The sequence below is a fragment of the Cellulosimicrobium cellulans genome, from assembly GCF_042723955.1.
GTDB classification, from domain to species: Bacteria; Actinomycetota; Actinomycetes; order Actinomycetales; family Cellulomonadaceae; genus Cellulosimicrobium; species Cellulosimicrobium cellulans_H.
Window position 1 is genome coordinate 1 of record NZ_JBHXIC010000017.1, and the last position, 24,818, is coordinate 24,818.

Annotated in this window: 27 protein-coding genes and 2 tRNA genes; 12 read left to right on the forward strand and 17 right to left on the reverse strand. The window is 74.1% G+C overall.

Annotation, left to right across the window (positions count from 1 at the left end; translation table 11 throughout):
* Positions 1-185 precede the first annotated feature (185 nt).
* Entirely contained in the window at positions 186-824 is a 639-nt protein-coding gene (leuD, locus tag ACFWH7_RS06870) for a 3-isopropylmalate dehydratase small subunit (protein ID WP_141391365.1), read from the reverse strand.
* 56 nt (positions 825-880) lie between these two features.
* A complete protein-coding gene (leuC, locus tag ACFWH7_RS06875; RefSeq protein WP_141391367.1) occupies positions 881-2,362 on the reverse strand; it encodes a 3-isopropylmalate dehydratase large subunit in 1,482 nt (493 codons plus the stop codon).
* Positions 2,363-2,523: 161 nt separating this feature from the next.
* On the opposite strand from leuC, the gene ACFWH7_RS06880 reads away from it, so the two are divergent.
* From ACFWH7_RS06880 to ACFWH7_RS06890, 3 genes are all read left to right on the forward strand, one after another.
* Positions 2,524-3,243: an IclR family transcriptional regulator gene (locus tag ACFWH7_RS06880; protein ID WP_024840729.1), complete on the forward strand. Its 720-nt coding sequence runs from the start codon at positions 2,524-2,526 to the stop codon at positions 3,241-3,243.
* A gap of 291 nt (positions 3,244-3,534) precedes the next feature.
* Positions 3,535-3,702, forward strand: a complete 168-nt coding sequence (locus tag ACFWH7_RS06885) for a hypothetical protein (protein ID WP_168731655.1) — start codon at positions 3,535-3,537, stop codon at positions 3,700-3,702.
* A 2-nt stretch (positions 3,703-3,704) separates the two neighbouring features.
* The gene (locus tag ACFWH7_RS06890) at positions 3,705-4,688 is read left to right on the forward strand and encodes a PH domain-containing protein (protein ID WP_378215734.1); all 984 of its coding nucleotides are present in this window, start codon (positions 3,705-3,707) and stop codon (positions 4,686-4,688) included.
* A gap of 193 nt (positions 4,689-4,881) precedes the next feature.
* Here the strand turns inward: ACFWH7_RS06890 and ACFWH7_RS06895 are convergent.
* Together ACFWH7_RS06895 and ACFWH7_RS06900 are read right to left on the reverse strand one after the other, a co-directional pair.
* Positions 4,882-4,954 (reverse strand) — tRNA-Glu (locus ACFWH7_RS06895).
* A 99-nt stretch (positions 4,955-5,053) separates the two neighbouring features.
* Positions 5,054-5,125: transfer RNA gene (locus ACFWH7_RS06900), tRNA-Gln, on the reverse strand.
* A 201-nt stretch (positions 5,126-5,326) separates the two neighbouring features.
* Here ACFWH7_RS06900 and ACFWH7_RS06905 point away from each other — a divergent pair.
* Together ACFWH7_RS06905 and ACFWH7_RS06910 are read left to right on the forward strand one after the other, a co-directional pair.
* Positions 5,327-6,106 (forward strand): class I SAM-dependent methyltransferase, encoded by a 780-nt coding sequence (locus ACFWH7_RS06905; RefSeq protein ID WP_378215735.1) that lies wholly within the window; start codon positions 5,327-5,329, stop codon positions 6,104-6,106.
* Positions 6,103-6,741 carry a hypothetical protein gene (locus tag ACFWH7_RS06910; protein WP_378215736.1) on the forward strand — a complete coding sequence of 213 codons (639 nt, stop codon included), beginning with the start codon at positions 6,103-6,105 and terminating at the stop codon, positions 6,739-6,741. Before ACFWH7_RS06905 ends, ACFWH7_RS06910 begins: the two co-directional genes overlap by 4 nt.
* A gap of 22 nt (positions 6,742-6,763) precedes the next feature.
* Here the strand turns inward: ACFWH7_RS06910 and ACFWH7_RS06915 are convergent, their stop codons facing one another.
* Positions 6,764-7,690, reverse strand: coding sequence for a LysR family transcriptional regulator (locus ACFWH7_RS06915; protein WP_378215737.1), 927 nt, complete (start codon positions 7,688-7,690; stop codon positions 6,764-6,766).
* A 70-nt stretch (positions 7,691-7,760) separates the two neighbouring features.
* Here ACFWH7_RS06915 and ACFWH7_RS06920 point away from each other — a divergent pair, with 70 nt between their 5' ends.
* Entirely contained in the window at positions 7,761-8,936 is a 1,176-nt protein-coding gene (locus ACFWH7_RS06920) for a YeiH family protein (RefSeq protein WP_378215738.1), read from the forward strand.
* A 134-nt stretch (positions 8,937-9,070) separates the two neighbouring features.
* Here ACFWH7_RS06920 and ACFWH7_RS06925 read toward each other — a convergent pair whose 3' ends face one another.
* From ACFWH7_RS06925 to ACFWH7_RS06950, 6 genes are all read right to left on the reverse strand, one after another.
* On the reverse strand, positions 9,071-9,853 hold the full coding sequence (locus ACFWH7_RS06925) for an HAD family hydrolase (RefSeq protein ID WP_378215739.1): 783 nt from the start codon (positions 9,851-9,853) through the stop codon (positions 9,071-9,073).
* A complete protein-coding gene (gene gltX, locus ACFWH7_RS06930; protein ID WP_378215740.1) occupies positions 9,850-11,352 on the reverse strand; it encodes a glutamate--tRNA ligase in 1,503 nt (500 codons plus the stop codon). Before gltX ends, ACFWH7_RS06925 begins: the two co-directional genes overlap by 4 nt.
* A gap of 66 nt (positions 11,353-11,418) precedes the next feature.
* Positions 11,419-11,763 carry a hypothetical protein gene (locus ACFWH7_RS06935; RefSeq protein ID WP_378215741.1) on the reverse strand — a complete coding sequence of 115 codons (345 nt, stop codon included), beginning with the start codon at positions 11,761-11,763 and terminating at the stop codon, positions 11,419-11,421.
* Positions 11,763-12,383 carry a hypothetical protein gene (locus tag ACFWH7_RS06940; protein WP_378215742.1) on the reverse strand — a complete coding sequence of 207 codons (621 nt, stop codon included), beginning with the start codon at positions 12,381-12,383 and terminating at the stop codon, positions 11,763-11,765. Before ACFWH7_RS06940 ends, ACFWH7_RS06935 begins: the two co-directional genes overlap by 1 nt.
* Positions 12,384-12,385: 2 nt before the next feature.
* Complete coding sequence (locus tag ACFWH7_RS06945) at positions 12,386-13,168, reverse strand: fumarylacetoacetate hydrolase family protein (RefSeq protein WP_378215743.1); 783 nt, start codon at positions 13,166-13,168, stop codon at positions 12,386-12,388.
* Between the two features lie 59 nt (positions 13,169-13,227).
* Positions 13,228-14,118, reverse strand: a complete 891-nt coding sequence (locus tag ACFWH7_RS06950; protein WP_378215744.1) for a methyltransferase domain-containing protein — start codon at positions 14,116-14,118, stop codon at positions 13,228-13,230.
* A gap of 140 nt (positions 14,119-14,258) precedes the next feature.
* Between ACFWH7_RS06950 and ACFWH7_RS06955 the strand changes: the two genes are divergently transcribed.
* The 3 genes from ACFWH7_RS06955 (at position 14,259) to ACFWH7_RS06965 (ending at position 16,942) form a co-directional block, all read left to right on the forward strand.
* The gene (locus tag ACFWH7_RS06955) at positions 14,259-15,476 is read left to right on the forward strand and encodes a heparan-alpha-glucosaminide N-acetyltransferase domain-containing protein (RefSeq protein ID WP_378215745.1); all 1,218 of its coding nucleotides are present in this window, start codon (positions 14,259-14,261) and stop codon (positions 15,474-15,476) included.
* A gap of 9 nt (positions 15,477-15,485) precedes the next feature.
* Positions 15,486-16,493, forward strand: a complete 1,008-nt coding sequence (locus ACFWH7_RS06960; protein WP_378215746.1) for an aldo/keto reductase — start codon at positions 15,486-15,488, stop codon at positions 16,491-16,493.
* A gap of 68 nt (positions 16,494-16,561) precedes the next feature.
* Positions 16,562-16,942, forward strand: a complete 381-nt coding sequence (locus ACFWH7_RS06965) for an MmcQ/YjbR family DNA-binding protein (RefSeq protein WP_378215747.1) — start codon at positions 16,562-16,564, stop codon at positions 16,940-16,942.
* A gap of 37 nt (positions 16,943-16,979) precedes the next feature.
* On the opposite strand, the gene ACFWH7_RS06970 is transcribed toward ACFWH7_RS06965, so the two are convergent.
* The 3 genes from ACFWH7_RS06970 to ACFWH7_RS06980 form a co-directional block, all read right to left on the reverse strand.
* Positions 16,980-17,702 carry a hypothetical protein gene (locus tag ACFWH7_RS06970; RefSeq protein ID WP_378215748.1) on the reverse strand — a complete coding sequence of 241 codons (723 nt, stop codon included), beginning with the start codon at positions 17,700-17,702 and terminating at the stop codon, positions 16,980-16,982.
* Positions 17,703-17,973: 271 nt separating this feature from the next.
* Positions 17,974-18,720, reverse strand: coding sequence for a DUF4352 domain-containing protein (locus ACFWH7_RS06975; RefSeq protein WP_378215749.1), 747 nt, complete (start codon positions 18,718-18,720; stop codon positions 17,974-17,976).
* Positions 18,721-19,026: 306 nt separating this feature from the next.
* Positions 19,027-20,079 carry a hypothetical protein gene (locus ACFWH7_RS06980; RefSeq protein WP_378215750.1) on the reverse strand — a complete coding sequence of 351 codons (1,053 nt, stop codon included), beginning with the start codon at positions 20,077-20,079 and terminating at the stop codon, positions 19,027-19,029.
* Between the two features lie 211 nt (positions 20,080-20,290).
* Between ACFWH7_RS06980 and ACFWH7_RS06985 the strand changes: the two genes are divergently transcribed.
* Positions 20,291-21,307, forward strand: a complete 1,017-nt coding sequence (locus tag ACFWH7_RS06985; RefSeq protein ID WP_378215751.1) for a 3-methyladenine DNA glycosylase — start codon at positions 20,291-20,293, stop codon at positions 21,305-21,307.
* On the opposite strand, the gene ACFWH7_RS06990 is transcribed toward ACFWH7_RS06985, so the two are convergent.
* The gene (locus ACFWH7_RS06990) at positions 21,285-21,755 is read right to left on the reverse strand and encodes a peptidoglycan-binding domain-containing protein (RefSeq protein ID WP_378215752.1); all 471 of its coding nucleotides are present in this window, start codon (positions 21,753-21,755) and stop codon (positions 21,285-21,287) included. The two genes, ACFWH7_RS06985 and ACFWH7_RS06990, sit on opposite strands and share 23 nt — an antisense overlap.
* 155 nt (positions 21,756-21,910) lie before the next feature.
* Between ACFWH7_RS06990 and ACFWH7_RS06995 the strand changes: the two genes are divergently transcribed.
* Positions 21,911-22,720, forward strand: coding sequence for an aminoglycoside 3'-phosphotransferase (locus tag ACFWH7_RS06995; RefSeq protein WP_378215753.1), 810 nt, complete (start codon positions 21,911-21,913; stop codon positions 22,718-22,720).
* Positions 22,721-22,795: 75 nt separating this feature from the next.
* Here the strand turns inward: ACFWH7_RS06995 and ACFWH7_RS07000 are convergent, their stop codons facing one another.
* Positions 22,796-23,191 carry a nuclear transport factor 2 family protein gene (locus ACFWH7_RS07000; RefSeq protein WP_378215754.1) on the reverse strand — a complete coding sequence of 132 codons (396 nt, stop codon included), beginning with the start codon at positions 23,189-23,191 and terminating at the stop codon, positions 22,796-22,798.
* A 144-nt stretch (positions 23,192-23,335) separates the two neighbouring features.
* Between ACFWH7_RS07000 and ACFWH7_RS07005 the strand changes: the two genes are divergently transcribed.
* Positions 23,336-24,124, forward strand: coding sequence for an MmyB family transcriptional regulator (locus tag ACFWH7_RS07005; RefSeq protein ID WP_378215755.1), 789 nt, complete (start codon positions 23,336-23,338; stop codon positions 24,122-24,124).
* Positions 24,125-24,133: 9 nt separating this feature from the next.
* Here ACFWH7_RS07005 and ACFWH7_RS07010 read toward each other — a convergent pair whose 3' ends face one another.
* Entirely contained in the window at positions 24,134-24,727 is a 594-nt protein-coding gene (locus tag ACFWH7_RS07010; protein WP_378215756.1) for a YdeI/OmpD-associated family protein, read from the reverse strand.
* Between the last annotated feature and the right edge of the window lie 91 nt (positions 24,728-24,818).

Genomic DNA, 24,818 nt, shown 5'->3' on the forward strand with positions numbered 1-24,818 from the left:
CCTCAGAGCACCAGAGCACCAGAGAAACGGAACCAGCGTGACCCATCCAGACCTCCAGGCAGACGTCCTCGTCGTCGGTGCCGGGCTCGGCGGCGGGGGCGCCGCGCCCGCCCCGGGCGCGCGGGGGGCGCGCGCACCCGAGGTGTCGCCGCCCCCCCCCCCCCGCCTCCCGGCGGCGAGCTCCGTCAGCCGACGGGGCGCGCCGCCTCGATCTCGACCTTGGGCAGCGTCTTCGCCGGCAGCGTCTTGGGGCGCCACGACGCGCGCGTCGCCTCGAACGCGGAGATCTCGTCCTCGTGCTGGAGGGTCAGGCCGATGTCGTCGAGGCCCTCCATGAGGCGCCAGCGCGTGTAGTCGTCGATCTGGAACGGCACGGTGACGTCCTGGGCGGACGCGGTGCGGTTGACCAGGTCCACGGTCACCTCGGTGCCCGGGTTGGTCTCGAGGATCTTCCAGAGCAGCTCGATGTCCTCCTGCGCGACGATGCCGGCGACCAGACCCTGCTTGCCGGAGTTGCCGCGGAAGATGTCCGCGAAGCGCGACGCGAGGACGACGCGGAAGCCGTAGTCCTTGAGCGCCCACACGGCGTGCTCGCGCGACGAGCCGGTGCCGAAGTCGGGGCCGGCGACGAGGACGGAGCCCGCACGGTACGCGTCCTGGTTGAGGACGAACGTGGGGTCACCGCGCCAGGCGGCGAACAGCGCGTCCTCGAACCCCGTGCGCGTGACGCGCTTCAGGTAGACGGCGGGGATGATCTGGTCGGTGTCGACGTTGCTGCGGCGCAGCGGGACGCCGACGCCGGTGTGGGTCGTGAACTTCTCCATGACAGAACCTCTTCGAGTCTTCGGGGCGACGAGTGGGGCAGCGCGGCGCGGGTCGCTCAGACCTGCACGAGGACGCGCGGGTCGAGCGGCGCGAGCGGCGTGCCGTCGAAGGACGTGATGTCGGTGCCCTCGGGCAGGTCGAGGTCGCTCAGCGAGGAGAGCGTCCCGCGGAGCGCGGTGGCCGCGGCCACGAGCGGCGACACGAGGTGCGTGCGCCCGCCCTTGCCCTGGCGGCCCTCGAAGTTGCGGTTCGAGGTCGACGCGGCGCGCTCCCCCGGCTGGAGCTGGTCGGGGTTCATGCCGAGGCACATCGAGCAGCCCGCGTTGCGCCACTCGGCGCCGAAGTCGAGGAAGATCTTGTCGAGGCCCTCGGCCTCGGCCTGGAGGCGCACGCGCGCGGAGGCCGGGACCACGAGGACGCGCACGCCGTCGGCCTTCTGCTTGCCCTGCACGACCTTGGCGACCGAGCGCAGGTCCTCGATGCGACCGTTGGTGCACGACCCGATGAACACGGTGTCCACGGACACCTCGCGCAGGGGCTGGCCGGGCGTGAGGCCCATGTACTCGATCGCGCGCTCGGCGGCGACGCGCTCGTTCTCGTCCGCGATCTCCTCGGGGACGGGCACGGTCGCGGAGATCGGCAGGCCCTGGCCCGGGTTGGTGCCCCAGGTGACGAAGGGCTCGAGGTCGGACGCGCGGAGCGTGACCTCGGTGTCGAAGACCGCGTCGTCGTCGGACCGCAGCGTGCGCCAGTACTCGACGGCCGCGTCCCAGTCGGCACCCTCGGGCGCGTGCGGGCGACCCTTGAGGTACTCGAACGTCGTGTCGTCCGGGGCGATCATGCCGGCGCGAGCGCCCGCCTCGATCGACATGTTGCAGATCGTCATCCGCGCCTCCATGGAGAGGTTGCGGATCGCCTCGCCGCGGTACTCCAGGACGTAGCCCTGGCCGCCGCCGGTGCCGATCTTGGCGATGATCGCGAGGATGATGTCCTTGCTCGTCGCGCCCGGGGGCAGCTCGCCGTCGACGTTGATCGCCATCGTCTTGAAGGGCGCGAGCGGGAGCGTCTGGGTCGCCATGACGTGCTCGACCTCGGACGTGCCGATGCCGAACGCGAGCGCGCCGAACGCGCCGTGCGTGGAGGTGTGCGAGTCGCCGCAGACGACCGTCAGACCCGGCATGGTGAGACCGAGCTGCGGCCCCACCTGGTGCACGATGCCCTGGTCGGCGTCCCCGAGCGAGTGGATGCGGACGCCGAACTCGCGCGCGTTGTTGCGCAGCGTGTCGATCTGCGTGCGGCTGGTGAGGTCCGCGATCGGCAGGTCGATGTCGAGCGTCGGGGTGTTGTGGTCCTCGGTCGCGATCGTGAGGTCGGGTCGGCGGACCTGGCGGCCCGCGAGACGCAGTCCCTCGAACGCCTGGGGGCTGGTGACCTCGTGCACGAGGTGGAGGTCGATGTAGAGGAGGTCGGGCGACCCGTCGGTGCCACGTCGCACCAGGTGCGCGTCCCAGACCTTCTCCGCCAGCGTGCCGGCCATGTAGCTCATCTCCTCGTCGTCTGTCACGGTGCTCCTGGGGGGTATGGAGAACCGCCTGGGTCGATCGTCCGCCGTCCGGCAGCCTGCCGGGGAGAACGTCCAGCGGGTGGAACATCCGTGCCGGACTTGCATCTCAGTGCGTGAGACGTCAATATCGACCTATGGACAATACTAGCGGAGTCGGAGTGCTGGACAAGGCGGCCTCCGTCCTGGGCGCCCTGGAGTCCGGACCGGCCACCCTCGCCCAGCTCGTCACGGCCACCGGCCTGGCCCGCCCGACGGCGCACCGCCTCGCGGTCGCGCTCGAGCACCACCGCATGGTCGCCCGCGACATGCAGGGCCGTTTCGTCCTCGGCCCGCGGCTCAACGAGCTCGCCACGGCCGCGGGCGAGGACCGTCTGCTCGCCGCCGCGAACCCCGTGCTCACCGCGCTGCGCGACCACACGGGCGAGAGCGCCCAGCTCTACCGCCGCCAGGGCGACCACCGCATCTGCGTCGCGGCCGCCGAGCGCCCGGTGGGCCTGCGCGACTCGATCCCGGTCGGCGCGACGCTCACGATGAACGCGGGCTCCGCGGCGCAGATCCTGCTCGCGTGGGAGGAGCCCGACCGCCTGCACCGCGGCCTGCGCGAGGCCGTCTTCACGGCCACGATCCTCTCGGGCGTCCGACGCCGCGGGTGGGCCCAGTCGGTCTCCGAGCGCGAGCTCGGCGTCGCCTCGGTGTCCGCGCCCGTCCGCGGGCCGTCGGGCCGCGTCGTCGCCGCCGTCTCCATCTCCGGCCCGGTCGAGCGCCTGAGCCGCCAGCCCGGCCGCCTGCACTCCGGGTCGGTCGTGGCCGCCGCGAACCGCCTCACCGAGGTGCTGCGCCGCGCCGGCGAGTAGCGGGACGCGCCGAACCCGGGGATGTGGCCGGGTTCGGCCGCCGCGCCCGGCGGCAACCCCGGGTTCGGCGCGTCGGGTTCGGCGCGCACCGCGGGCGGTGGGCACCGTTCGGTCCCGGTCGACGACGTCGCGCCGGGTCGGCGTCGGTCGGCGTGCCGCGGGCCACAAACGGGACGTGCCCTGTCAAAATGTCACCGGCTGCTGCCATGCTGTGCGTGCCCCGGCGCCGGACGGCTCGGTGGCGGCAGGGGGCGAGCCTGACCGTCCGAACCCGAGACACGAGGAGTCCCGATGCATCCGAAGGTGAAGATGACCCTGATCTGGGTGCTCGTGATCTTCGCCGTCTACGCGGTCATCAGGAGCCCCGACCGCGCCGCCGACATCGTCGAGGGCATCTGGGACGTCATCGTCGGCGCCTTCAGCTCCATCGGGCAGTTCTTCAACTCGCTCCTGGACTGACCGTGGCCCGCGGCCGTCCCCGCAGCAAGATCCTCGACCGCTACGTGCTGAGCGGAGAGCGGGTCGTGGTGGCCACGCGCCACCACTGGGGGATGCTGCTCGAGCCCGTCGTGACCGCCGTCGCGGGAGCGTTCGTCGTCGCCTGGCTCGTCGTGCAGGCCGGCCCCGCCGTCGGGGACGGCGTGCTGTTCCTGTGGTGGCTGTGGTTGATCCTCGCCGGGCGCCTGGTGTGGAAGGTCTTCGAGTGGCGCAACGAGTGGTTCGTCGCCACCGACAAGCGCCTCCTCCTGCTCTACGGCCTCATCACGCACAAGGTCGCCATGATGCCGCTCACCAAGGTCACGGACATGAACTACGGGCGGTCGCCCGTCGGGCGCGTGTTCGGCTACGGGCAGTTCCTCCTGGAGTCCGCCGGACAGGATCAGGCGCTGCGCCAGATCGACTGGGTCTCCCACCCCGACGCGACCTACCGGCTCCTGTGCGACACGCTCTTCACGCCGGGCAGCCGCCCCGGCGCGGCACCGGCGAACGGCTCCGGCCAAGCCCAGGGCGGATCCCAGGGCGCGGCCCCCGCGTCGATCCCGCCGCCGGGCCCGCGCCCTCCCCAGCCGGCCGAGCCGGCGCCCGTCGAGCCCGCGCCCGCGTGGGACGGCCGCAGTCCGGCCGAGACCCTGCCGCCCGTCCCCGCGCCGCCACCCGCCGACCAGCGCGTCGTCGTGGTCCCCGGGCGCGCGTCGGGCGAGTCGAGCGGCCCGACGCAGCCCATCCCGGTCGCGGGGCCGTCGGAGGCGACGCAGGGCGCCGCGGGACGCAGGGACGGGCGGCTCGGCGGCGATCACCCCGCGGAGCCTCACGACGACGAGCCCGGCTGGGCGGTCTCCGGGGAGCACCGCGCGACGTACGTGCCCGTCATCCACCCGCGCCCCACGCCGACGCCGATCCCGAAGCCCTACGAGCCGGGCCCGGGTCGCGACGGCGCGCCCTGACGGCACCTCGACGAGCTGAAGAACGGGGGATGACGGGTCCGTCGTGCCAGCGCGGCGATCAACCCTCCCCACCGTGGGCCGCGACCTTCGTCACACCGGTGCGCGCCATCACCACGTCGCGTCGCGCGCCGCTGAAGCTTCTCCGCACATGACAAAGGCCCGGTCACCGTGATGGTGACCGGGCCTTTCTCTGTACCCCCAACGGGATTTGAACCCGTGTTACCGCCGTGAGAGGGCGACGTCCTAGGCCGCTAGACGATGGGGGCCTGTGGATCTCCGTACCGTTTCCGGTCCGTTTCTCCGTCGAGAACTCTACCTCATGTTTCGAGCGGGTTTGACCGCTCGATCTGAGCCGGAGCTCTTCGCTGGGGTACCAGGACTCGAACCTAGACTAAGTGAACCAGAATCACTCGTGCTGCCAATTACACCATACCCCAAGGGGGTAACCAGCCACTGTTGGAGAGCTGTCGCGACGAGTCGAGACTCGTCCCCTGGCTCCCTCTTGTGGAGGTCCCACCGGCCGAGAACATTACCGGACATGGCGACGCGGACCAAATGCGACCCGAACCGCTGAGCCGGGCACGCGGAGGTGCCCCTCCGGGTCGACGCGCCCCGCCGCCGTCTGGCACCGTCGAGGCATGAGCTCAGGAGACTCTCCCGACCCCGGCTCGCGCGCCGACCGCGCCGCGTCGTTCGAGCAGGGCGCCGCACAGTACGCGTCCACGCGGCCCTCCTACCCGGACGGGGCGGTCGACTGGCTCCTGCCCGACGGCGCACGCCGCGTCCTCGACCTCGCCGCGGGCACCGGGAAGCTCACCGAGCGGCTGGTCGCCCGCGGGCTGGACGTCGTCGCCGTCGAGCCCTCGGACGCGATGCGCGGGCGCCTCGCGGAGTCCGTCCCGGGCGCGCAGGCCCTGCCCGGCTCGGCCGAGTCGATCCCGCTCCCCGACGCGAGCGTCGACGCCGTGCTCGTCGCCCAGGCGTGGCACTGGTTCTCCCCGGCGGCCCAGCCGGAGATCGCGCGCGTGCTGCGCCCCGGCGGACGGCTCGGCATCGTGTGGAACGTGCGGGACAACGCGGTCGACTGGGTCGGCCGGTTCACGGAGGTCATCCACCGGGGCGACACCCTCGAGCACAGCTACCGCGAGCCCGTGCTCGCCGAGCAGCTCTTCACCCCGCCCGAGCACCGCACGGTGCCCTGGGCCGACCGCGTCCCGACGTCGTCGCTCCGCCCGCTCGCCGCGTCGCGCAGCTACCTCCTGACGCTTCCCGACGCACGGCGGGAGGATCTGCTCGGCGAGATCGACGGCCTTGTCGCGACGCACCCGGCGCTCGCGGGGCGCACCGACGTGGACCTGCCGTACCTCGCCGAGTGCTGGCGGGCCGACGTGCTCACGACGACGTCGGACGACGCGTGAGCGCCCGCACCGACCGCTCTCCCGACGTCGTCATCGGCGACGACGTCCGGACGGCGACGCGCTGGCTCGCGGACCACCTGGTACGGCACCCGGTCGCCGCGTTCGACGCGCAGGCCGGCCCGGTGCGGTGGTCGTGCTGGACGACGGCGGAGCACGTCGTGGACGACCTGCTCGCCTACGCCCTCCAGCTCGCCGCGCTCCCGCGCCTGGCGTACGTCCCGCTCGTCGGGCCGCGCGGGGAGGACGAGATCGCGCACGTCGACCGCACGGCGGGGACCGCGGGCCTGTGCGAGGCGCTGCTCGGCAGCGGCGAGCTGCTCGCGACCCTCGCCGAGACCCGGCCGGGGGCCGCGCGCGCCTACCACCCCTACGGGACCTCCGACGCGACCGGGTTCGCGGCGATGGGCGTCGTCGAGGTCCTCGTGCACGGCCACGACGTCCTGCTCGGGCTCGCGGGCGAGCACGTGCCGTTCCCTGCGGACCTCGCGCCGAGAGTGCTCGCCCGGCTCTTCCCGGACGTCGAGCCCGGACCGGACGACGACACGGACCTCCTGCTCCTCTGGGCGACCGGGCGCGGCGAGCTGCCCGGCCGACGGCAGCGCATGCGCTGGCGCTGGGACGCGTCGGTGCGCTGAGGCGCCGCGGGACGGCGACCGGTCAGCCCGACGAGACGGCCGCCGCGGCCGCGATACGGCGTGCGGCCGAGGAGAGCGCGGTGCCGTCCTTCCACACCATGCGCAGTCGTCGGTCGAGCTCGAGCCCCGGGACGGCGACCCGGACCAGGGAGCCGCGTGCGACGTCGTCGGCGACGGCGAGGCTCGACAGGACCGCGACGGCACCGCCGTGCTGCACGGCGGTCTTGAGCGCCGCCGTGGAGCCGAGGTAGGGCAGGTGGTCGGGCAGCCGCTCGCCGACCGCCGCGAGGCCGCGCTCGAGCGTCTCGCGCGTCCCCGAGCCACGCTCGCGCACGACCAGCCCGCCCGCGAGCAGCTCGTCGACCCGCAGCGCGCTCCGCCGTGCCCACCGGTGCGCCGGCCCGACGACCACGACGAGCCGGTCGTGCGCGACGGTGCGGCTGCGCAGCCCTCGGCGCAGCGTCGCGCTCTCGACGAACCCCAGCTCCACGCCGCCGTCGAGGACGAGATCGGTCACCTCGCGCGAGTTGCGGACGACGAGCTCGACGTCCGGCGTTCCCCCGGCGGGGCCGGACCCCTCGAGCGCCAGGCGCGCGAGCCAGCGCGGCGCGAGGTACTCCGCGACCGTCAGGCTCGCCGCGACGCGCACCCGGGCGGCGGGAGCGTCGCGGAGCGCGGCGACCGACGTCTCGAAGCGGTCCGACGCCTCGATCACCTCGCGCGCCCACGCCGCCGTGGCGCGGCCCGTCTCGGTGAGGCGGGAGCCGCGCGTCGTGCGCTCGAGGAGCTCGAGCCCGAGGCGGCGCTCCAGCGCCCGCAGGCCCGCCGACGCCGTCGGCTGCGCGACCCCGAGCGCGCGGGCCGCGGCGCTGATCGAGCCGTGCGAGTCGGTCGCGACGAGCAGCTCGAGCGCGGAGAGCGAGGTGCGGTCGCGGGAGGTCTGGGCCATAGGCCTACTCTATGGGTTGCGAGGCAGCTCGGTCTTCCGCGGCGCCGCCGCGCGCAGCAGGCTCGTGAGCATGGCCCCTCCCGCACCCCCCACGACCCGCGCCCCACGACCCGTCGCGGCGGCGAGCACGTCCCGCCGCGCCGCGGGCGCCCGTGCGCTGCTGCCCGGTCTCGGGCTGGTCGCCGCGGCGACGGTCGTCGTGCTGCTCGGGTCGCGGCTCGTCCCGACGGTGTCTCCGCTCGTCGTCGCGCTCGTGCTCGGAGCGCTCGTCGCACCGGTCCTGGGCCGGGCGGTCAGGAGCCGGCGAGGGCGTGCGGCCGTCGCAGCGTCCCGACCCGGGGTCGCGTGGACCTCCCGCGTCGTCCTGCGCACGGGCGTCGTGCTGCTCGGGTTCCAGCTCTCGGTGCCCGAGGTCCTCGCGCTGGGCTGGCGCGGGCTCGTCGTCGTCGCGACGACCCTTCTCATCACCTTCACCGGCACGCTCGCGCTCGGTCGCGCGCTCCGAGTGCCACACGTCACGACGCTGCTCGTGGCGACCGGGTTCTCGGTGTGCGGGGCCGCGGCGATCTCGGCGATGCAGGGCGTCGTCGCCGGCCCCGGGCGCACCCCCGGGCAGGTCCGCGAGGACGACGACGGCGTCGCCGCGTCCCTCGCGCTCGTCACCGTCTACGGCACGCTCGCGATCGTCGCGCTGCCGTGGCTCGCCTCGCTGGTCGGCCTCGGCGACGAGCAGGCCGGGCTGTGGATCGGTGCGAGCGTGCAGGAGGTCGCGCAGGTCGTCACGGCCGCCGGGACGATCTCCGACCCCGCTCTGGCGACCGCCACCGTCGCCAAGCTCGCGCGCGTCGCGCTGCTCGCCCCGCTCGTCGCCGTGGCAGGGGTCGTCGTCGCCCGTGCCGCGCGGCGCGCCGCCCTCGCCCGGGTCGGCTCAGCCGGCGCGGACCACCTCGAAGTCTCGGGTACGACGACGGACGCGGCCCCACCGCGGGTCGCGCCGATGCCGTGGTTCGTCGTCGGGTTCATGGCCGCGGTGGCGCTGCGCAGCCTGGGCGTCGTGCCGGCGCCCCTGCTCGCCGCGCTCGCGACCGCGACGACGGTCGCGTTCGTCGCCGCGATGTTCGCGCTCGGGCTGGGCGTGGACGTCCCGTACCTGCTGCGCACGGGGCGGCGCGCGCTCGTCCTCGGCGGGCTGTCGGCGCTCCTCGTCACGACGACGGCGCTCGTCGGGGTGTTGCTCCTCACCTGACCACCGGGCCGCCGAACGCCGAGGTAGAACCATGGCCACGCGAGAGAGAACCGTGGTTGGCCGAGGTAGAACCGTGGTCGACCACCAGGCTTCCACCTCGCACTACCAGGGTTCTACCTCGCGATACCAGGGTTCTACCTCGGCGCGGGGACCGCGACGCCGAGAGTCGCGGGCAGGTCGGCCAGGGCGTGGACCACGTGCACGCCCGACGCGCGGGCCGACGCCGGGTCCTCGGGGTGCGGGCCGCCGCGGCGCGTGCCGGGGCGGTCGAGCCAGACGCCGACGAGGCCGGCCGCGCGCGCGGCACGCGCATCGACGTCGAGCTCGTCGCCGACGTACGCCGTGCGCGCCGGGTCCGTCCCGAGCCGCGCGCACGCCTCGGCGAACACACGCGGGTCGGGCTTGCCGAAGCCGAGCGTGTCCACGCCGACGAGCAGCGGGACGTCGAGCAGGCCCGCCGCGGCGAGCTTGCGGGTCTGGAGCTCGACGCGGGCGTTCGTCAGCGACCCCACGCGGACCCCCGCCGCGACGAGCGCGTCCACGACCGGGCGCGAGTCGTCGAACGCCGTCCACGACGCCTCGAACGTGCCCCAGAAGAGGTCCTTCCAGTCCACGTACGCGGCGTCGTCGAGCAGCTGGCCGCCGAACGTCCCCTGGAGCTCGTTGGCGCGCGCCATGCGCTGCGCGTCGAATTCCACCTCGCCGCGCGTGTACGCGCGGTAGTGCCCGTTCGGGTCGGAGCGCCACAGCGCGAGGACCTCGTCGTACCGGTCCTCGGGAAGGTGCGGCAGCCAGACGCGCGACGCGGCGGTGATGGCCTCCGCGAACGCGGCGCGCGTGTCGACGAGCGTGTCGTCGACGTCGAACAGGACGCCCTCGAGAGGCGCGTGCGCGCCCGGGACGCCGACCTCCGTCACAGCGCGTCCCGCAGGCGCACGAGGCGCTCCAGCGTCGAGCCCTTGCCGAGCAGCTCCATCGACTCGAACAGCGGCGGGGAGACGCGGCGGCCCGTGAGCGCGACGCGCAGCGGCGTGAACGCGAAGCGCGGCTTGACGCCCATGCCCTCGACGATCGCGTCGCGCAGGCGCTCCTCGATGGCCGCGGTGACGAACTCGTCGTCCTGCAGCACGTCGAGTGCGGTGATCGCGGCGGCGAGGATGTCCTTCGCGTCGTCGCGCAGGGCGCCGCGCGCGTCGTCCTCGACCGTGAGCGCGTCGTCGGCCGTGAAGAGGAAGCCGAGCATGCCGACCGACTCGCCGAGCAGGACCATGCGCTCCTGCACGAGCGGCGCGGCGGCCGTGAGGATCTCCTGGTTGCGCGGCGACAGGTCCGCGAACGAGTCCGCCGGGACGAGCCCGCCCGCGTGCAGGTACGGGACGAGGCGGTCGCGGAAGTCCTCGGGGGCGAGCAGGCGCACGTGCGTCGCGTTGATCGCCTCGGCCTTCTTGAGGTCGAAGCGCGCCGGGTTGGGCAGCACGTCGTGGACGTCGAACGCCTCCACCAGCTCGGTGACGGTGAAGATGTCGTGGTCCGGCGAGATGGACCAGCCGAGCAGCGCGAGGTAGTTGAGCAGGCCCTCGGGCGTGAAGCCGCGCTCGCGGTGCAGGAACAGGTTGGACTCGGGGTCCCGCTTGGAGAGCTTCTTGTTGCCCTCGCCCATGACGTACGGCAGGTGGCCGAACTCCGGCATCACCTCGGCCACGCCGATGTCGAGCAGCGCCCGGTACAGCGCGAGCTGGCGCGGCGTCGACGACAGGAGGTCCTCGCCGCGCAGTACGTGCGTGATGCCCATGAGCGCGTCGTCGACCGGGTTGACGAGCGTGTAGAGCGGCTGGCCGTTGCCGCGCACGAGCGCGTAGTCCGGGACCGAGCCCACCTTGAACGTGATCTCGCCGCGGACGAGGTCCGTGAACGTGATGTCCTCGTCGGGCATGCGCAGGCGCAGCACGGGCTCGCGGCCCTCGGCGCGGAACGCGGCCTTCTGCTCGTCCGTCAGGGTGCGGTCGAAGTTGTCGTACCCCTTGGTCTTGACGCCCGCGGCGGCGTTGCGCGCGTCGGACTCCTCGGGGGTCGAGAACGACTCGTACACGTACCCGCCCTCGACGAGCCGCGCGATGACGTCCTGGTAGATGTCCGCGCGCTGCGACTGCCGGTACGGCTCGTGCGGGCCGCCGACCTCGACGCCCTCGTCCCAGTCGAGCCCGAGCCAGCGCAGCGCGTCGAGGAGCTGCTGGTAGCTCTCCTCGCTGTCGCGCGCGGCGTCGGTGTCCTCGATGCGGAACACGAACGTGCCGCCCGTGTGCCGCGCATAGGCCCAGTTGAACAGCGCGGTGCGGATGAGCCCGACGTGCGGCGTCCCGGTCGGGGACGGGCAGAAGCGGACGCGGACGGGCGAGGAGCCGGGTGCGGGGATCACGGTGCCCAGCGTAGTTGCCCGACGCCGCCCGCCGCCCGGGCGTCCGGCGTCGCCCAGGTCGTCGTCTCAGTCCAGCCCTGCCGGGTCCGTACCGGGCGCTGATCGCGTGACGGTGTCTTCGACCGTTCGATCGGTCACGCAACGGTCGAAGTCCTGGAGCCAGTCGCGAAAGTCGTCGACGGCGTAGTCACCGGTGATCCCGGGCGGGAGCGGTTCGGCGCCGGCGAGGCGGTCGAGAGCGTCCTGGATGCACTCGTCGTAGCAGCGCGAGTCTTGAGCGAGGTACCCCCACGCCCAGTCGCTCGCCTCGTCGCGGGAGAGCGTCTCGTCGGCGAGCCCGAGCAGAACCTCTCGTGTTTCCGCCCGTGTCGGGTAGTCGCGCGTCACACCGTCGGTGCCGGACGTCCCCATCAGACGAAGACCCGCTCGTCGCCCAACGCGGGCCAGACGACGATCCGATGGCCCTTCTCAAGGCGACACCGGCGAGCACCGACAGACTCCAGGAGCAGTCGGAGGTCTGTCTCGCCGAGCTCGAGCCTCGCCGTGCCGAGCAGGACGAGCGCGCCCCTCACCGCGGTGTTGTGCAGGACGGTGACGTCGCGTTCCCCATCAGGATCGTCGTCGAACCGCACGTACAGGTCCTCGAGCCCTGACTCGACGCGCGTCATCTCGACGGAGGCGACGCCGGGGATCGCGAGGACGTCGTCGGCCGTGAGGAGCAGCGGGGCAGCCTCACGTCCCTCCGGGTTGCCGTCCGCACCTGGCGCTCGGCCGCCGGTGGCCGAGCGAGCGGCAGGATCGCTCAGCGACCGCGCGCGCACGAGGACGACCAGCCCGCCGATGGCGGCGCCCGCGAGGGCGCAGACCGGGACGCTGACGATCGCGAGGACGATCCCGTACGACAAGGCCTCCCCGGTGGGGACGCCCCCGGCGAGAACCGCCAGGACCACGAGCACGACGACGACGGCACAGGGCACGACCGCGCCCCAGCCCGCTCCGCGCGCGACGGTCCGCCCGGGGGCGGGTCGCACGCTCAGGCCCGCCGGACGACCGGGTTGCTCAGGACGCCGATCCCCTCGACCTCGCACTCGACGCGGTCGCCCACGTCGACCAGGCCGACGCCCGCAGGCGTGCCCGTGAGGATGACGTCGCCGGGCAGGAGGGTCATCGCCTCGGAGATGTACGACACCAGGAAGGGGATGTCGAAGATCATGTCGCTCGTGCGGCCGTCCTGCTTCACCTCGCCGTTGACGCGGCTGCGGACGCCGACGTCCTCGGGGTTGAGGTCGGTGTCGATCCAGGGGCCGAGCGGGCACGACGAGTCGAAGCCCTTGGCGCGCGCCCACTGTCCGTCGATGCGCTGGGCGTCGCGCGCGGTGACGTCGTTCGCGACCGTGTAGCCGAGCACGTAGGCGGGTGCCGCCTCGGGCGAGACGTCCTTGGCGAGCCGACCGATGACGATCGCGAGCTCCGCCTCGTAGGACACCTCCTGCGAGAAGTCGGGCAGGACGATCGGGTCGTCCGGGCCGACGACCGAGGTGTTCGGCTTGAGGAACAGCAGCGGGCTCGTCGGGACGTCGTTGCCCATCTCCTTCGCGTGGTCCGCGTAGTTGCGGCCCACGGCGACGATCTTGGAGCGCGGGATCACCGGCGCGAGGAGCCGGACGCCGTCGCCCAGCTCGATGCGCTCGCCCGTCGGCGTGACGGGCATGTAGAGCGGGTCGCCCGTGAGGACCGCGAGGTACGTGCGGTCCCCCTCCTGCTGGACGAGGGCGTAGCGGGGGTCGTCTCCGGTGGTGAATCTCGCGATGCGCACGGGCCCAGGCTATCCGGCCCGCGCTCCCGCGACCGCGCGAGCCCTCCGCACGCCGGCGCTCACGCGCGGGCGAGGACCTCGCCGTTGAGGACGGCGAACCAGCCCGCGGGCTCCTCGGCCCAGCGCAGCCAGTCCTGCGCGAGCTGCTCGAGCGCGACGTCGTCCGCGAGCGCCGACTCCTTCGCCTGGACGGCGAAGTTCGAGGCGACGCAGCGCTCGGCCCACAGCCCGCCCCACCACGTGCGGTCGGCGGGGGTCGCGTAGCACCACGTGCTCGCGCTGGGTTCGATGCCGTCGAGGTCGAACCCGGCGTCCTGGACCCAGGAGAAGAGGCGACGCCCGGCGTCGGCCTCGAACCCGTAGGCGTGCGTGACCTCGTGGTAGAGCGTGTTCCACTCCGTCAGGCCCGGTGACTCGGGGTACCAGGTCATGGCCGCGTAGTCGGCGTCGCGCACGGCGACGAGGCCGCCGGGCTTCGCGACGCGCTTCATCTCGCGCAGCGCGGCGACGGGGTCGGACAGGTGCTGCAAGAGCTGGTGCGCGTAGACGACGTCGAACGTGCCGTCGGCGAACGGCAGCTCGTACGCGTTCGCGTGCTGGAACGTGATGTTCGCGGTACCGCGCTGGGCGGCGAGCTCGCGCGCGCTGTCCAGGACGGCCTCGGACGCGTCGACCCCGACGACGCGTCCCCCGGCCACGCGGTCGGCGAGGTCGACGGTGACCGTCGCCGGGCCGCAGCCCACGTCGAGGACGCTCATGCCCGCGCGCAGGTGCGGCAGGAGGAAGCCGGCCGAGTTCTCCGCGGTGCGCCACCGGTGCGAGCGCAGCACGGACTCGTGGTGCCCGTGCGTGTACGACTCGGACTCCTGCGCCGGGTCGCTGCCGGCCCCGGTGGGGGCGTCGGCGTGGTGGTCGGCGGCCGCGTCGGCGCCGTGGGGGGTGTGCGTCATACCCGCACCGTAGGCCGGACGTGCATCGTTCTCGACCCCGTTCTCACACTCTGGGCGCGCGGTCCGCGCGAGGATCGCACCGTCGCCCGCTTCGGCGTGGCGGCCGGGTGGGAGCGCGCCCCCACGCGGACAATCCCTCCATGACGGCGGCGACCGGCACGACCCCCTCCCCGGCCGACCCCGCGCGCTCCCCCGGCTTCGCGCAGCGGCACGCCGCCCTCCTGCTCGGCGGGCCGGGGCGCGTCCCGGGGGTCGACGTCGCCCGCGGGATCGCCGTCCTCGGCATGTTCGCCGCCCACGTCGGGTACACCTCCGAGGACTTCGGCGAGGTCTCCGGCTGGCTCTCGCTGTCCCACGGGCGCTCGTCGATCCTGTTCGCGCTCGTGGCGGGGGTGTCGCTCGCGATCGTCTCGGGCGGGAAGTCGCCCCTCGACGGGCTGGCCGCGCTCCAGACCCGCACGCGCATCCTCGTGCGCGCCGTGATGCTCCTCGGGCTCGTGGGCCTGCTGGACCTGCTCGGGACGCGCGTGCTGCTCATCCTCGGCTTCTACGCCGCGTACTTCGTGCTCGCCCTGCCCTTCCTGCGCTGGCGCCGCCGCGACCTGCTCGTGCTCGCCGGCGCGGTCGCCGTGGTCGGACCGGTGCTCGCGTACTGGCTCCCCGAGGTGCTGGCGCGCGCCGGGCTGCACCTGCCCGACGACGGGTCGGGAGCGCTGACCGACTTCCTCGTGTCCGGGCACTACCCCGCGGTCGTGTGGATGGCGTACGTGCTGGTCGGGATCGCGATCGGGCGCTCCGACCTGTCGTCGACCGCCGTGCGCGTCGGGCTCGTGGGCGGCGGGCTGCTCGCCCTGGGGATCGGGTACGGGCTCTCGGCGGCGATGACCGGTCCCCTCGGCGGGGCCCAGACCGTCGAGGACGCCGCCGCCGCATGGTCGAGCAGCTTCCGGCCCGAGCCGCTGGACTGGTCCGACCCGTGGCCGACGAGCGCGTACCTGTGGCTCGCCGGCCCGCACACGGACACCCTGCCGGAGGTCGTGGGGTCGGGCGGGTTCGCCGTCGCGGTGCTCGGACTGTGCCTCTTCGCGGGCCGGGTCGGGCGCTGGGTGCTGGCGCCCGTCGCCGCGGTCGGCGCGATGGCGCTCACGGTGTACTCGGCGCAGATCGTCGTGCTGTGGGCGTGGGGCGACGCGGCCTACGAGCAGACGACGAACGGTCCCCTCCTCGCCCTCGTGCTCGCCACGCTCGCGGTCGCGACCCTGTGGCGCTGGGCGCTCGGCCGCGGGCCGCTCGAACGCCTCTTCGCGGCGGTCGCAGCGCGCGCGTCCGCGGTCACGGCCGCCCGCGGCCCGTCGTAGGGTCGCCGCATGACGACTGCGAACGAGGGAACCGCACCCCGCCCCGCCCTGCGCCGCCTCGGCCGGTCCGGCCTGGCCGTGTCCGCCGTCGGGCTGGGGTGCAACAACTTCGGCCGCCCCCGCACGGTGACCGAGACGCTCGAGGGGACGCGCGCCGTCGTCGACGCCGCGCTCGACGCGGGGGTGACGTTCTTCGACACGGCCGACTCCTACGGGGGTCGCCCCGGGCTGAGCGAGGAGCTGCTCGGCCAGGCGCTCGGGTCGCGCCGCGACGACGCCGTGGTCGCGACGAAGTTCGGCATGTCGATGCGCGGCGCCGCGGGTGCGGACTTCGATGCCCGCGGGTCGCGGCGCTACGTCGTGCGCGCCGTCGAGGACTCGCTGCGCCGCCTCGGCACGGACCGCATCGACCTCTACCAGTTCCACACGCCCGACCCGCGGACGCCGATCGACGAGACGCTCGCGGCGCTCGACGCCCTCGTGCGCGCGGGCAAGGTGCTCTACGTCGGGCACTCCAACCGGGCGGGGTGGCAGGTCGCCGAGGCCGAGTTCACCGCCCGCGCCGCCGGGACCGTGCGCTTCGTGTCCGCGCAGAACCAGTACAACCTCGTCGACCGGGCGGCCGAGCTCGAGGTGCTGCCCGCCGCGGCCGCGTACGGGCTCGGGGTGCTCCCCTACTTCCCGCTCGCGAACGGCCTGCTCACGGGCAAGTACGCGCACGGCGCGCGGCCCGACGACGGCCGCCTCGTCACGAGCAAGCCGCACCTCCTGGAGTCGGCGCCGTGGGAGGCGCTCGCACGCCTCCGCGCGTTCTGCCAGGTGCGCGGGATCACCGAGGTCCAGGTCGCATTCGGGTGGCTGCTGTCGCGCCCGCAGGTGTCGAGCGTCATCGCCGGCGCGACGAAGCCCGAGCAGGTGCGGCAGAACGCGGCGGCGGGCGCCTGGACGCCCACGGCCGAGGACCTGGCCGAGCTCGACGAGATCTTCCCGCCGCTCGGGAAGGTCGCGCCCTTCTGACGCACCCGCGGCCCGGCCAGGCAGCCGATCGTGTGGTCCGTCATCGGCGGGCGGCCTACCGTGGAGACATGGCCTCGTGGGAGGACGTCGAGCGGATCGTGTCGGTGCTGCCGGACACGGACCTCAAGGGTCCGCGGCAATGGACCGTGCACGGCAAGCTGTTCGTCTGGGAGCGGCCCCTGCGGGCGAAGGACCTCGACGAGCTCGGGGACGCGGCGCCCGCCGAACCGCCCGTCGCGTTCCGCGTCGCCGACGAGGGCGAGAAGGCCGCGCTGCTCGGCGACGACCCCGCCGTGTTCTGCACGACGAGCCACTTCGACGGGTACCCGATCGTGCTCGCGCGGCTCGACCTCGTCGCCGTGCCGGAGCGCGAGGAGCTGCTGCAGGACGCGTGGCTCGCGCGCGCCCCGAAGCGGCTCGCGCAGGAGTACCTCGACCGCACCGAGTGACCCCGCCGGACGCGGGACGGGCCGGGATCGCCGGTGGTCACCAGGAGAACACGGCCACGGCGTAGCTCGCCCACGTCGGGTCGACGCCCACGGCGACGTCCTCCGGGTCGTACACGTTGTACACGACGTCCCACTCCGCGCTCGTCCCGCGCGCGATCTCGTCCGGACGGTCGAGGAGCACGTCGGGGGCGTAGTCGTAGACCTTGCGCGCGACGAGCCCGCCCGACACCGGCTGCAGGTCGAGGCCGGCCGGCTCGAGCACCCGCTCCGTGCCGTTGGTGACCCGCACCCGGAGGCGGACCGCGTGCGGGTGGTCGGACTCGCGCTCCGAAGCGTGCTCGCTCGGGGTGTACGGCTGCGGGGCCGCGACCGAGACGACCAGGCCGTCCGCATAGCGCACCGACTCCCCGTACCAGACCCGGTCCGACGCCGCGTCGACCTCGGGCACCTCGTCGTGGCCCCCGCCGAGCGGGTACCCGCGCAGCGAGCTGCCGGGGCCGTACCCGGGCCCGCCGGCCGTCATGACGTCGACCGTCACCCAGGCGGTGAGCACGACGGTGCCGGTCAGGAGCGCGACGAGCGCGCGCGTCGCCCCGGCCACGCCACGCGTGCCACGCCGCCACACGACCGCGCCCACCGCGACCACCGCGGCACCCCCGACCGCGTAGAGGCCCCCGACGTGCGCCCAGCCGCGCCGCGCCGTCACCGCCTCCGTGGCGAGCACGGCGACGACGAGGAGGACGCCCAACGTCGCAGCCACGAGCGCCGCCGTGGTCCACGACCACCGCCCACGGCGGGTCGAGCCCGCGGCATGCTCCTCCGGCTGGCCAGCCGTTCCGGCGCGCGGTTCGTCGCCCGAATCGGCGTGACCCGGTCCAGCTTCTGGCGACACCGCACTCGTCGTCGGGTCGAGCCCGGCCCCGGGCGCGGTCCCCCAGGCAGGGACGCGCCGCGCGTCAGGTTTCCTGCTCACGATTCCCCCTGCATGCCCGGGCGGTACGGGTCGTCGTGCCGCCGAGCGGGCCAGGTCGTCATCCGAGAGCGGCGAGTACTCCGCCGGAGAAGGCGGAGTCGTGGAGCTCGATGCTGACCGGCGCACCGTCGAGGGGCACGTCGAAGACGACGCGCGGCGAGATCGAGTTGCCCGGGTTCACGGGCTCGATCCACGCCTGCACGTCGTCGCCGAGGTAGAGGCCCGCGACGTCGTCCGCCGAGTACTCCTGGCCCGCCGCGTTCAACGCGTACTGGTTGCTCCCGAAGAACGTCTGCGCGGAGTCGCCCACGTTCGTGACGTTCAGGGACACGATGCAGTACTGACCCTGCGGCGTCTCGTAGAAGTAGTCGTCGCCCACGCGCATGACCCCGCACTCCATCGCGCCGACGACGAACTCGAAGTCCCCGTCACGCACGGGCGTGCCGACCGCCGGGAGGGCGGGGGTCACCGGTTCCTCGACCGGGAGAGGCTGGGATACCGCCGGTTCGTCACCCGTCGTCTCTGCGCCGTCGGAGGTCACGGGATCCGGCTCCGGGGTCGTTGCGGTCTCGGCGGTGTCGACCCAGGTGACCTCGGCGCGCTGCATGGCCGAGTAGGCGACGGTCGACACGATCGACCCCAACCCCGCGACGAGGCCGAGACACAGCCCCGTGATCGCCGCACCGGTCCCTCGTGGTACCCGACCTGCTCGGACGAGCCCGCCGATGCCCAGGCCGACGGCGACGAGCGCGAGGAGCCCCGCCACGACGTTGACCACCGGCGCGAGGCACAGGAGGAGCGCCACGATTCCGACGACGACCGCCGCGACAGCGGCACCGTTGCCGACCGGTGGCCGTGGCGGCGGCCCGCTGCTCGGCGCAGGCCCCACCCCGTAGGGTGCGGGCGGGTGCGCGGCGTGGGTGGGCCAGGCTTGGGCCGGCCCATCATGCCAGGGCGCTCCCGGTGCCGCGCCGGGCGCGCTGGGTGGTGGCGGGGCGAAGGAGGTCGGGTGCTGCGCCCGCTGGTCTCCCCACGTCGGGTGGGTCATGTCGTTCTCCGCTCTCGTACCGTGCAGGTCCGGCACCTCGCTGGGCCAGACCGCTGGGGTGGCTCAGTAGGCGCTCGCCTGCGTCACCTCGAACGTGGCCGTCTTCATGGCCTCGAGGTTCTCGGCGTCGATGAAGTCGAAGATCTCCACGGTCTCGGAGGCACCCGGCTCCAGCGTCTCGGAGTACGCCCAGTCGCTCTCGATCACGGTGCCGTCAGCGGCGACCGCGTCCACGTCGATGTCGAACGTGAGGGGCTCGTCGGACGTGTTGGTGAACGTGACCGGCAGCGAGGACTCGACCCAGCCGAGCTCGTCGGCCGTGCCCTCGAAGGTGCCGAACTCGACGCCGAGGTCGTTGGCGAGGACGTCCTCGGTGGCCTCGCCGAACGCGCGGTCGGAGTCCTCCTGGATCTCGGACAGCGTCTGCTCGTACTGCGTCGACGCCTCGTTCGCCGCGACGACGAAGACCACCCACATGAGGATCGTCGCCAGGACGGACAGCACGCCGAGCACGATCGCCGTGATCGAGAAGCCCTTGCCCGACCGCCCCTGCTTCACCTGCGACAGCCCGACGAACCCGAGCACGACCCCGGTGATGCCCAGCAGGGCCGCGAAGATGTTGACGAACGGGATCCAGCTCCCGAGGAAGCCGAGGATCGCCAGGACGAAGCCGACGATCGCGACCGTGCTCGTCGCCGGGGCGGGCGCGGTGTACGCCGAGTAGCCGTTGCCGTACGGGCTGCCGTACGGCTGCTGCGCCGGGTCGCCGTAGGGCTGGCCGTACGCCTGCTGCGCGGGGTCCGGGTACGGCTGCGGGTAGGGCTGCTGCGCGGGGTCGCCGTAGGGCTGGCCGTACCCGGGCTGCTGGCCGTACGCCTGCTGCTGGTCCCCGCCGTACGCGGGCCCCTGGCCCGCGCCGTAGGGAGCCTGCTCCGGCGCCGCGCCGTAGGCCGGGGCTGCGTACGCGTCGTTCGCCGAGCCGTACGGCTGCGTCGGCGCCTCGCCCTGCGGCGCCCAGGCGTCGTGCGACGGCGCCTGCTGCGCGGGGTCGGCGCCGTGGGGCCGGTAGGGGTCGAACTGGTACGGGTCCTGCGGTGCCGTGGGCGGCTGCGACATGGTGCTCCTCCGCGGCGTCGCCGCGAGATCGGTCCAACGGGTCGGGTGGCCGGTCGACGGGAGGTCGTCCGGTCTGGCGTGCCGGGCCTTCACAGCACGTTCACGAGCATTCTTCCCGCTCGCGCCCACATCGGGAAAACGCCCGCCCGGGTGAAACCGTCTCGTGGGTCGGCTCGTCGGCGCCGCCCCGGCGCTCTCGTACCCTGGAACCGTGCCCCCGACCGTCACCGCGACTGCCGCCCCGACGACCGACGTCGTCGGCCCGGTCGTGCTCGCGGCCGAGGCGTGGACGGCGCGCGAGCACGCCCACGCGGAGCGGGCGGACGCGTTCACCGCCGGGTGGCGCGAACGCAAGCCGCGCGGCGAGAAGCACGCGATCGAGGACTTCCTCTTCACCTACTACCCCACGCGCCCGGCACAGCTCCGCCGCTGGCACCCGGGCCCCGGCGTCGTGCTCGCCCGCCCGGCGGGCTGCGTGCCCGTCTACGAGACCGCACCTCGGCCCGACGACGAGCCCGCCGACCCGTGCACGGCGCGCGCCGCGTGGCGGTGGTACCGGGAGACGCCCGACGGACTGACGCTCGACACCGCGGCCTTCCTCGCCGACCGCGGCGACACGGTGCGCTACCTGCGCGCCCTGCTCGCCGCCACGGCGTCGCGACCCGGCCGGTTCGGCTGCTTCGGTCTGCACGAGTGGGCGATGGTCTACCGGGACCGGGCCACCGGCCGCGACCACCGCCACCCGCTCCCCCTGCGCCTGGGGCACGACGGCACCGACCGCGTCGTCGAGAACCATCCCGTGCAGTGCTCGCACTTCGACGCGTTCCGGTTCTTCACCCCCGAGGCCGGCCCGCTCAACCGCCTGCGGCCGACGCGCGAGACCCAGCCCGCCCTGGAGCAGCCCGGCTGCCTGCACGCGACCATGGACCTCTACAAGTGGGCGCTGAAGCTCACGCCCGCCGTCCCGGGCGACCTCGTGCTCGACTGCTTCGAGCTCGCGCGCGACGTCCGCGTGGTCGACATGCAGGCGTCGCCGTACGACGTGTCGTCGTACGGGCTCGAACCCGTCGCGATCGAGACGCCCGAGGGCAAGGCCGAGTACGTGCGTCACCAGCGGGCCTTCGCGGAGCGCGGCGCGGCCCTGCGCGCGCGCCTGCTCGCCGTGTGCGACGCGCTCGTCGGCAGCGAGCCGGACGCGCGCGAGGTCAGTGCGACAGCATCCCGCTGACGAGGCAGCGCCAGGTCACGGGCCCGACGACGCCGTCGACGGCGACCTCCGGGAAGCCCGCGTGCAGCGCGTCCTGGAACCCGCGCACCCACGCCTCGGTGCGCGGGCCGCACTGTCCGTCGATGGCGAGCACCGGGTCGGGCCCGCCCGACAGGTCGCGCGCGACGGCCTCGCGCTGCACCGCACGCACGGCCTCGCCGACGCTTCCCCGGCGCACCACCACGACCAGCGCGGACCACGTCGCCGGGCCCGCGACGCCGTCGGCGTCGAGACCGGCCGCGTCCTGGAAGGCGCGCACCGCGCCCTCGGTGCGCGGCCCGAGCAGCCCGTCGACGGCGAGCTCGTGCCCGCGGTGCCGCAGCAGGTGCTGGAGCGTCTGGACCGGGTGCCCGTTCGCGCCGCGTCGCACGCGCGGCCAGGTCGGCAGTGCCGTCAGGACGGTCGTCATCGTCGTTCCCTCCGTCGTCGCGGGACCGGCAGGGTGCTCCCGCCGTCGGGTCCCGCGCCCCCGTCCGGAAGGAGGACCGACGCGGGCTCCCTGATACGCGGGTCCCTGATGCGCGGGTCCCTGCTGCGCAAGGCTGACGTGCGAGGATCGCGCGCATGAGTCGCGTCCCGCTCGCCGCCGTCCCGACCGGCCCGGTCGTCGTGCCCGACGCCGTCCGCGCGCTCGCCGGCGACGACGTCGCCACGCCCGTGTGGCGCAACGAGCTCGGTGGCCTGACCTTCCGCCTCGACGGCGCCGACGGCGCCCGGTTCGCCAAGTGGGTGCCCGCGGGGACGCCCGAGATCGACCTCCCGGGCGAGGCGGCGCGCCTCGCGTGGGTGGGCGACCGCGCCCCGGTCCCGCGCGTCCTCGCCCAGGGTTCCGACGACGACGGCGCCTGGCTCGTCACGCGGGCCGTCCCGGGACGGTCGGCGGTCGAGCCGCGCTGGGTCGCCGACCCGGCGACCGCCGCCGTCGCGATCGGGCGGGGGCTGCGCGCGCTGCACGACGCGCTCCCCGTCGCGTCGTGCCCGTTCACCTGGGCCGTCGAGGACCGCGTGGCGAACGCCGACGCACGCCTCGCCCGCGGCGACGGACCGGACGGGTGGTTCCCGGAGCACCGCGGCCTCGGCGTCGCGGTGGCACGTGCCCGGCTCGGAGCGGCCCCCGCCGTCGACCGGCTCGTCGTGTGCCACGGCGACGCGTGCGTGCCCAACACGCTCCTGCACGACGACGGTTCGTTCGCCGCGCACGTCGACCTCGGCTCGCTCGGGGTGGCCGACCGCTGGGCCGATCTCGCCGTCGCGGCGTGGAGCACCGAGTGGAACTACGGCCCCGGGTACGACGGCCACGTCTACGCGGGCTACGGCATCGACCCGGACCCGGAGCGCATCGCCTACTACCGCCTGCTCTGGGACCTCTCCTGACGCCCCGACCCGCTGAGTGCATGAAATAGTCGCCGTCGTATCGATGCGACAGCGACTATTTCATGCACTCAGCGGTCAGTGGTGGTGGGTGTCGAAGCCGTCGGGCGCGCGGTCCAGGAACGTCGTCACCGACGACACGAGCCCGTCCGGCCGGACGTGCAGGACGTCGGTGCCGGTCGCGAACTCCGACCCGTCGGGGGCGACCGCGCGCCACTGCAGGCGCAGCCGGTCGTCGTGCAGGTCCGGCGCCGAGCGCGCCTCGAACCGGTGCCCCGCGACGTGCGTGAGCAGCTCGGTCGCGAACGCCAGGACCGCGTCGCACCCCTCGGCGCGCGTCACGGGAGCGACGTACTCGACGTCGCGGGAGAACGTGTCGCACGCGAGCCGGTCGCGCCCGGCCGCGTCCCCCGTGTTCCAGAACTCCAGGTAGCGCTCGACCGCCGTCGCGGTCCGCGTCGTCGTCTCGGTCATGGTCCCTCCTCTGCCGGCGCCTGGTCCGCGGCGCCGTGGCGGTCCGGCGGGTGGCCGGAGCACCACCGTCGGCCGGACCACGACACGGTGTCGATGACCTCGGAGGTAGTTGGCGCGCCCCGCGGGGAAGGGCAGGGTGGGTGCATGCCTCCCGTGGACGCACCGGCCGGATCGATGCTGCGCGAGTGGCGCGTGCGGCGTCGGCGCTCGCAGCTCGACCTCGCGCTGGGCGCCGAGGTCTCGCCGCGCCACATCAGCTTCCTGGAGACGGGCCGCGCGCAGCCCAGCCGGGCGATGATCGACCGCCTGTGCGACGAGCTCGACGTCCCGCTGCGCGCGCGCAACGACGTCTACCTCGCGGCGGGCTACGCGCCGCGGCACCGCGAGACACCGCTGTCGACCGCGACGCTCGCCGCCGCACGCCGCGCCGTCGACCTCGTGCTCGCGGGGCACGAGCCGCTCCCGGCGATGGCGGTCGACGGGCGCTGGAACCTGCTGGCCGCCAACCCCGCCGCGGGCACGTTCCTCGACGGAGTACCCGACCGGCTGCGCGAGCCGCCCGTCAACGTGCTGCGCCTGACCCTGCACCCGGACGGCCTCGCCGCGCGGATCGCGAACCTCGCGGAGTGGGGCGCGCACGTCCGACGACGCGTGCGGCGCCAGCTCGACCGCACGGGCGACCCGGCGCTCGTCGACCTACTCGCCGAGGTGGAGGGCTACCTGCCGCCCGAGGAGCACCGACGCGACGACCGCTCGCCGGCGAGCGACGCCGTCGTGCCGCTGCGCCTCACGACCCCGCAGGGCGAGCTCGCGTTCCTCTACACGATGACGGTGTTCGGCTCCCCCCGGGACGTCACGCTCGACGAGATCGCGATCGAGTCGTTCTTCCCCGCCGACGACGCCACGGCCGCCGCCCTGGGCGTCGTGCGCTGACGGTTCGGGCTAGCGGCGCGGCTGGTGCGCCGCGACGCCCTGCTCCGCCTGGTCGGCGGTCTCCGCGATCCGGCGCGCGCGGGTCTCGGGGCGCTTCGCCTCGACGATCCAGCCGAGGATCGCGCGGCGGACGCCCGGCGTGAAGCCATCGAAGTGCTCGCGGGCGGCAGGCCGTTCCGCGAGTGCTGCGGCGAGGTCGTCGGGCACCACGAGCGCCTCGGCGTCGTCGTGCCGCGTCCAGGACCCGTCGGCCTTCGCCGCGTCCACGACGGCGCGGCCGGCGTCGGTCATGCGCCCGTCCGCCTCGACGCGCGCGACCCGCTCCTTGCTCAGCCGGGTCCAGCGGCTGCCGCGCCGGCGGCGCGTGAACCAGAGCGCGTGCCGGTCGGCGTCGACCGTCGCGGCCTGCCCGTCGATCCAGCCGTAGGACAGCGCCTCCTCGATCCAGGGCTCGTACCCGTAGGTCGCGCGGCCGCTCTCGCGGCGCCAGGTGAGGAGCCACACCCCGGGCTCGGGGTCGTCGTGGTGCTCGGCGAGCCACGCCCGCCACTCCTGCGGCGTCTCCGCGTGGATCGCCGGCCTGCCCTGGTACTCCTCGGTCACTGCGCCTCCGTCGTCGCTGCGGGGCACCAGCGTGCCCGACGGGTCGGCGAGGCGCCAGGGAGTCGACCAGGGAGATGACCCGGGAGGCGTT

What these genes read in the sequence shown, in the direction of transcription:
- ACFWH7_RS06950 (WP_378215744.1), bottom strand. Translation starts at nt 14,118, where the DNA reads ATGACGCACACCCCCCACGGCGCCGACGCGGCCGCCGACCACCACGCC.
- ACFWH7_RS06995 (WP_378215753.1), top strand. Translation starts at nt 21,911, where the DNA reads ATGAGTCGCGTCCCGCTCGCCGCCGTCCCGACCGGCCCGGTCGTCGTG.
- ACFWH7_RS06915 (WP_378215737.1), bottom strand. Translation starts at nt 7,690, where the DNA reads ATGGCCCAGACCTCCCGCGACCGCACCTCGCTCTCCGCGCTCGAGCTG.
- ACFWH7_RS07005 (WP_378215755.1), top strand. Translation starts at nt 23,336, where the DNA reads ATGCCTCCCGTGGACGCACCGGCCGGATCGATGCTGCGCGAGTGGCGC.
- ACFWH7_RS07000 (WP_378215754.1), bottom strand. Translation starts at nt 23,191, where the DNA reads ATGACCGAGACGACGACGCGGACCGCGACGGCGGTCGAGCGCTACCTG.
- ACFWH7_RS06920 (WP_378215738.1), top strand. Translation starts at nt 7,761, where the DNA reads ATGGCCCCTCCCGCACCCCCCACGACCCGCGCCCCACGACCCGTCGCG.
- leuC (WP_141391367.1), bottom strand. Translation starts at nt 2,362, where the DNA reads ATGGCCGGCACGCTGGCGGAGAAGGTCTGGGACGCGCACCTGGTGCGA.
- ACFWH7_RS06965 (WP_378215747.1), top strand. Translation starts at nt 16,562, where the DNA reads ATGGCCTCGTGGGAGGACGTCGAGCGGATCGTGTCGGTGCTGCCGGAC.
- ACFWH7_RS06905 (WP_378215735.1), top strand. Translation starts at nt 5,327, where the DNA reads ATGAGCTCAGGAGACTCTCCCGACCCCGGCTCGCGCGCCGACCGCGCC.
- ACFWH7_RS06990 (WP_378215752.1), bottom strand. Translation starts at nt 21,755, where the DNA reads ATGACGACCGTCCTGACGGCACTGCCGACCTGGCCGCGCGTGCGACGC.
- ACFWH7_RS06935 (WP_378215741.1), bottom strand. Translation starts at nt 11,763, where the DNA reads ATGGGGACGTCCGGCACCGACGGTGTGACGCGCGACTACCCGACACGG.
- ACFWH7_RS06955 (WP_378215745.1), top strand. Translation starts at nt 14,259, where the DNA reads ATGACGGCGGCGACCGGCACGACCCCCTCCCCGGCCGACCCCGCGCGC.
- ACFWH7_RS06960 (WP_378215746.1), top strand. Translation starts at nt 15,486, where the DNA reads ATGACGACTGCGAACGAGGGAACCGCACCCCGCCCCGCCCTGCGCCGC.
- leuD (WP_141391365.1), bottom strand. Translation starts at nt 824, where the DNA reads ATGGAGAAGTTCACGACCCACACCGGCGTCGGCGTCCCGCTGCGCCGC.
- ACFWH7_RS06885 (WP_168731655.1), top strand. Translation starts at nt 3,535, where the DNA reads ATGCATCCGAAGGTGAAGATGACCCTGATCTGGGTGCTCGTGATCTTC.
- ACFWH7_RS06880 (WP_024840729.1), top strand. Translation starts at nt 2,524, where the DNA reads ATGGACAATACTAGCGGAGTCGGAGTGCTGGACAAGGCGGCCTCCGTC.
- ACFWH7_RS06980 (WP_378215750.1), bottom strand. Translation starts at nt 20,079, where the DNA reads ATGTCGCAGCCGCCCACGGCACCGCAGGACCCGTACCAGTTCGACCCC.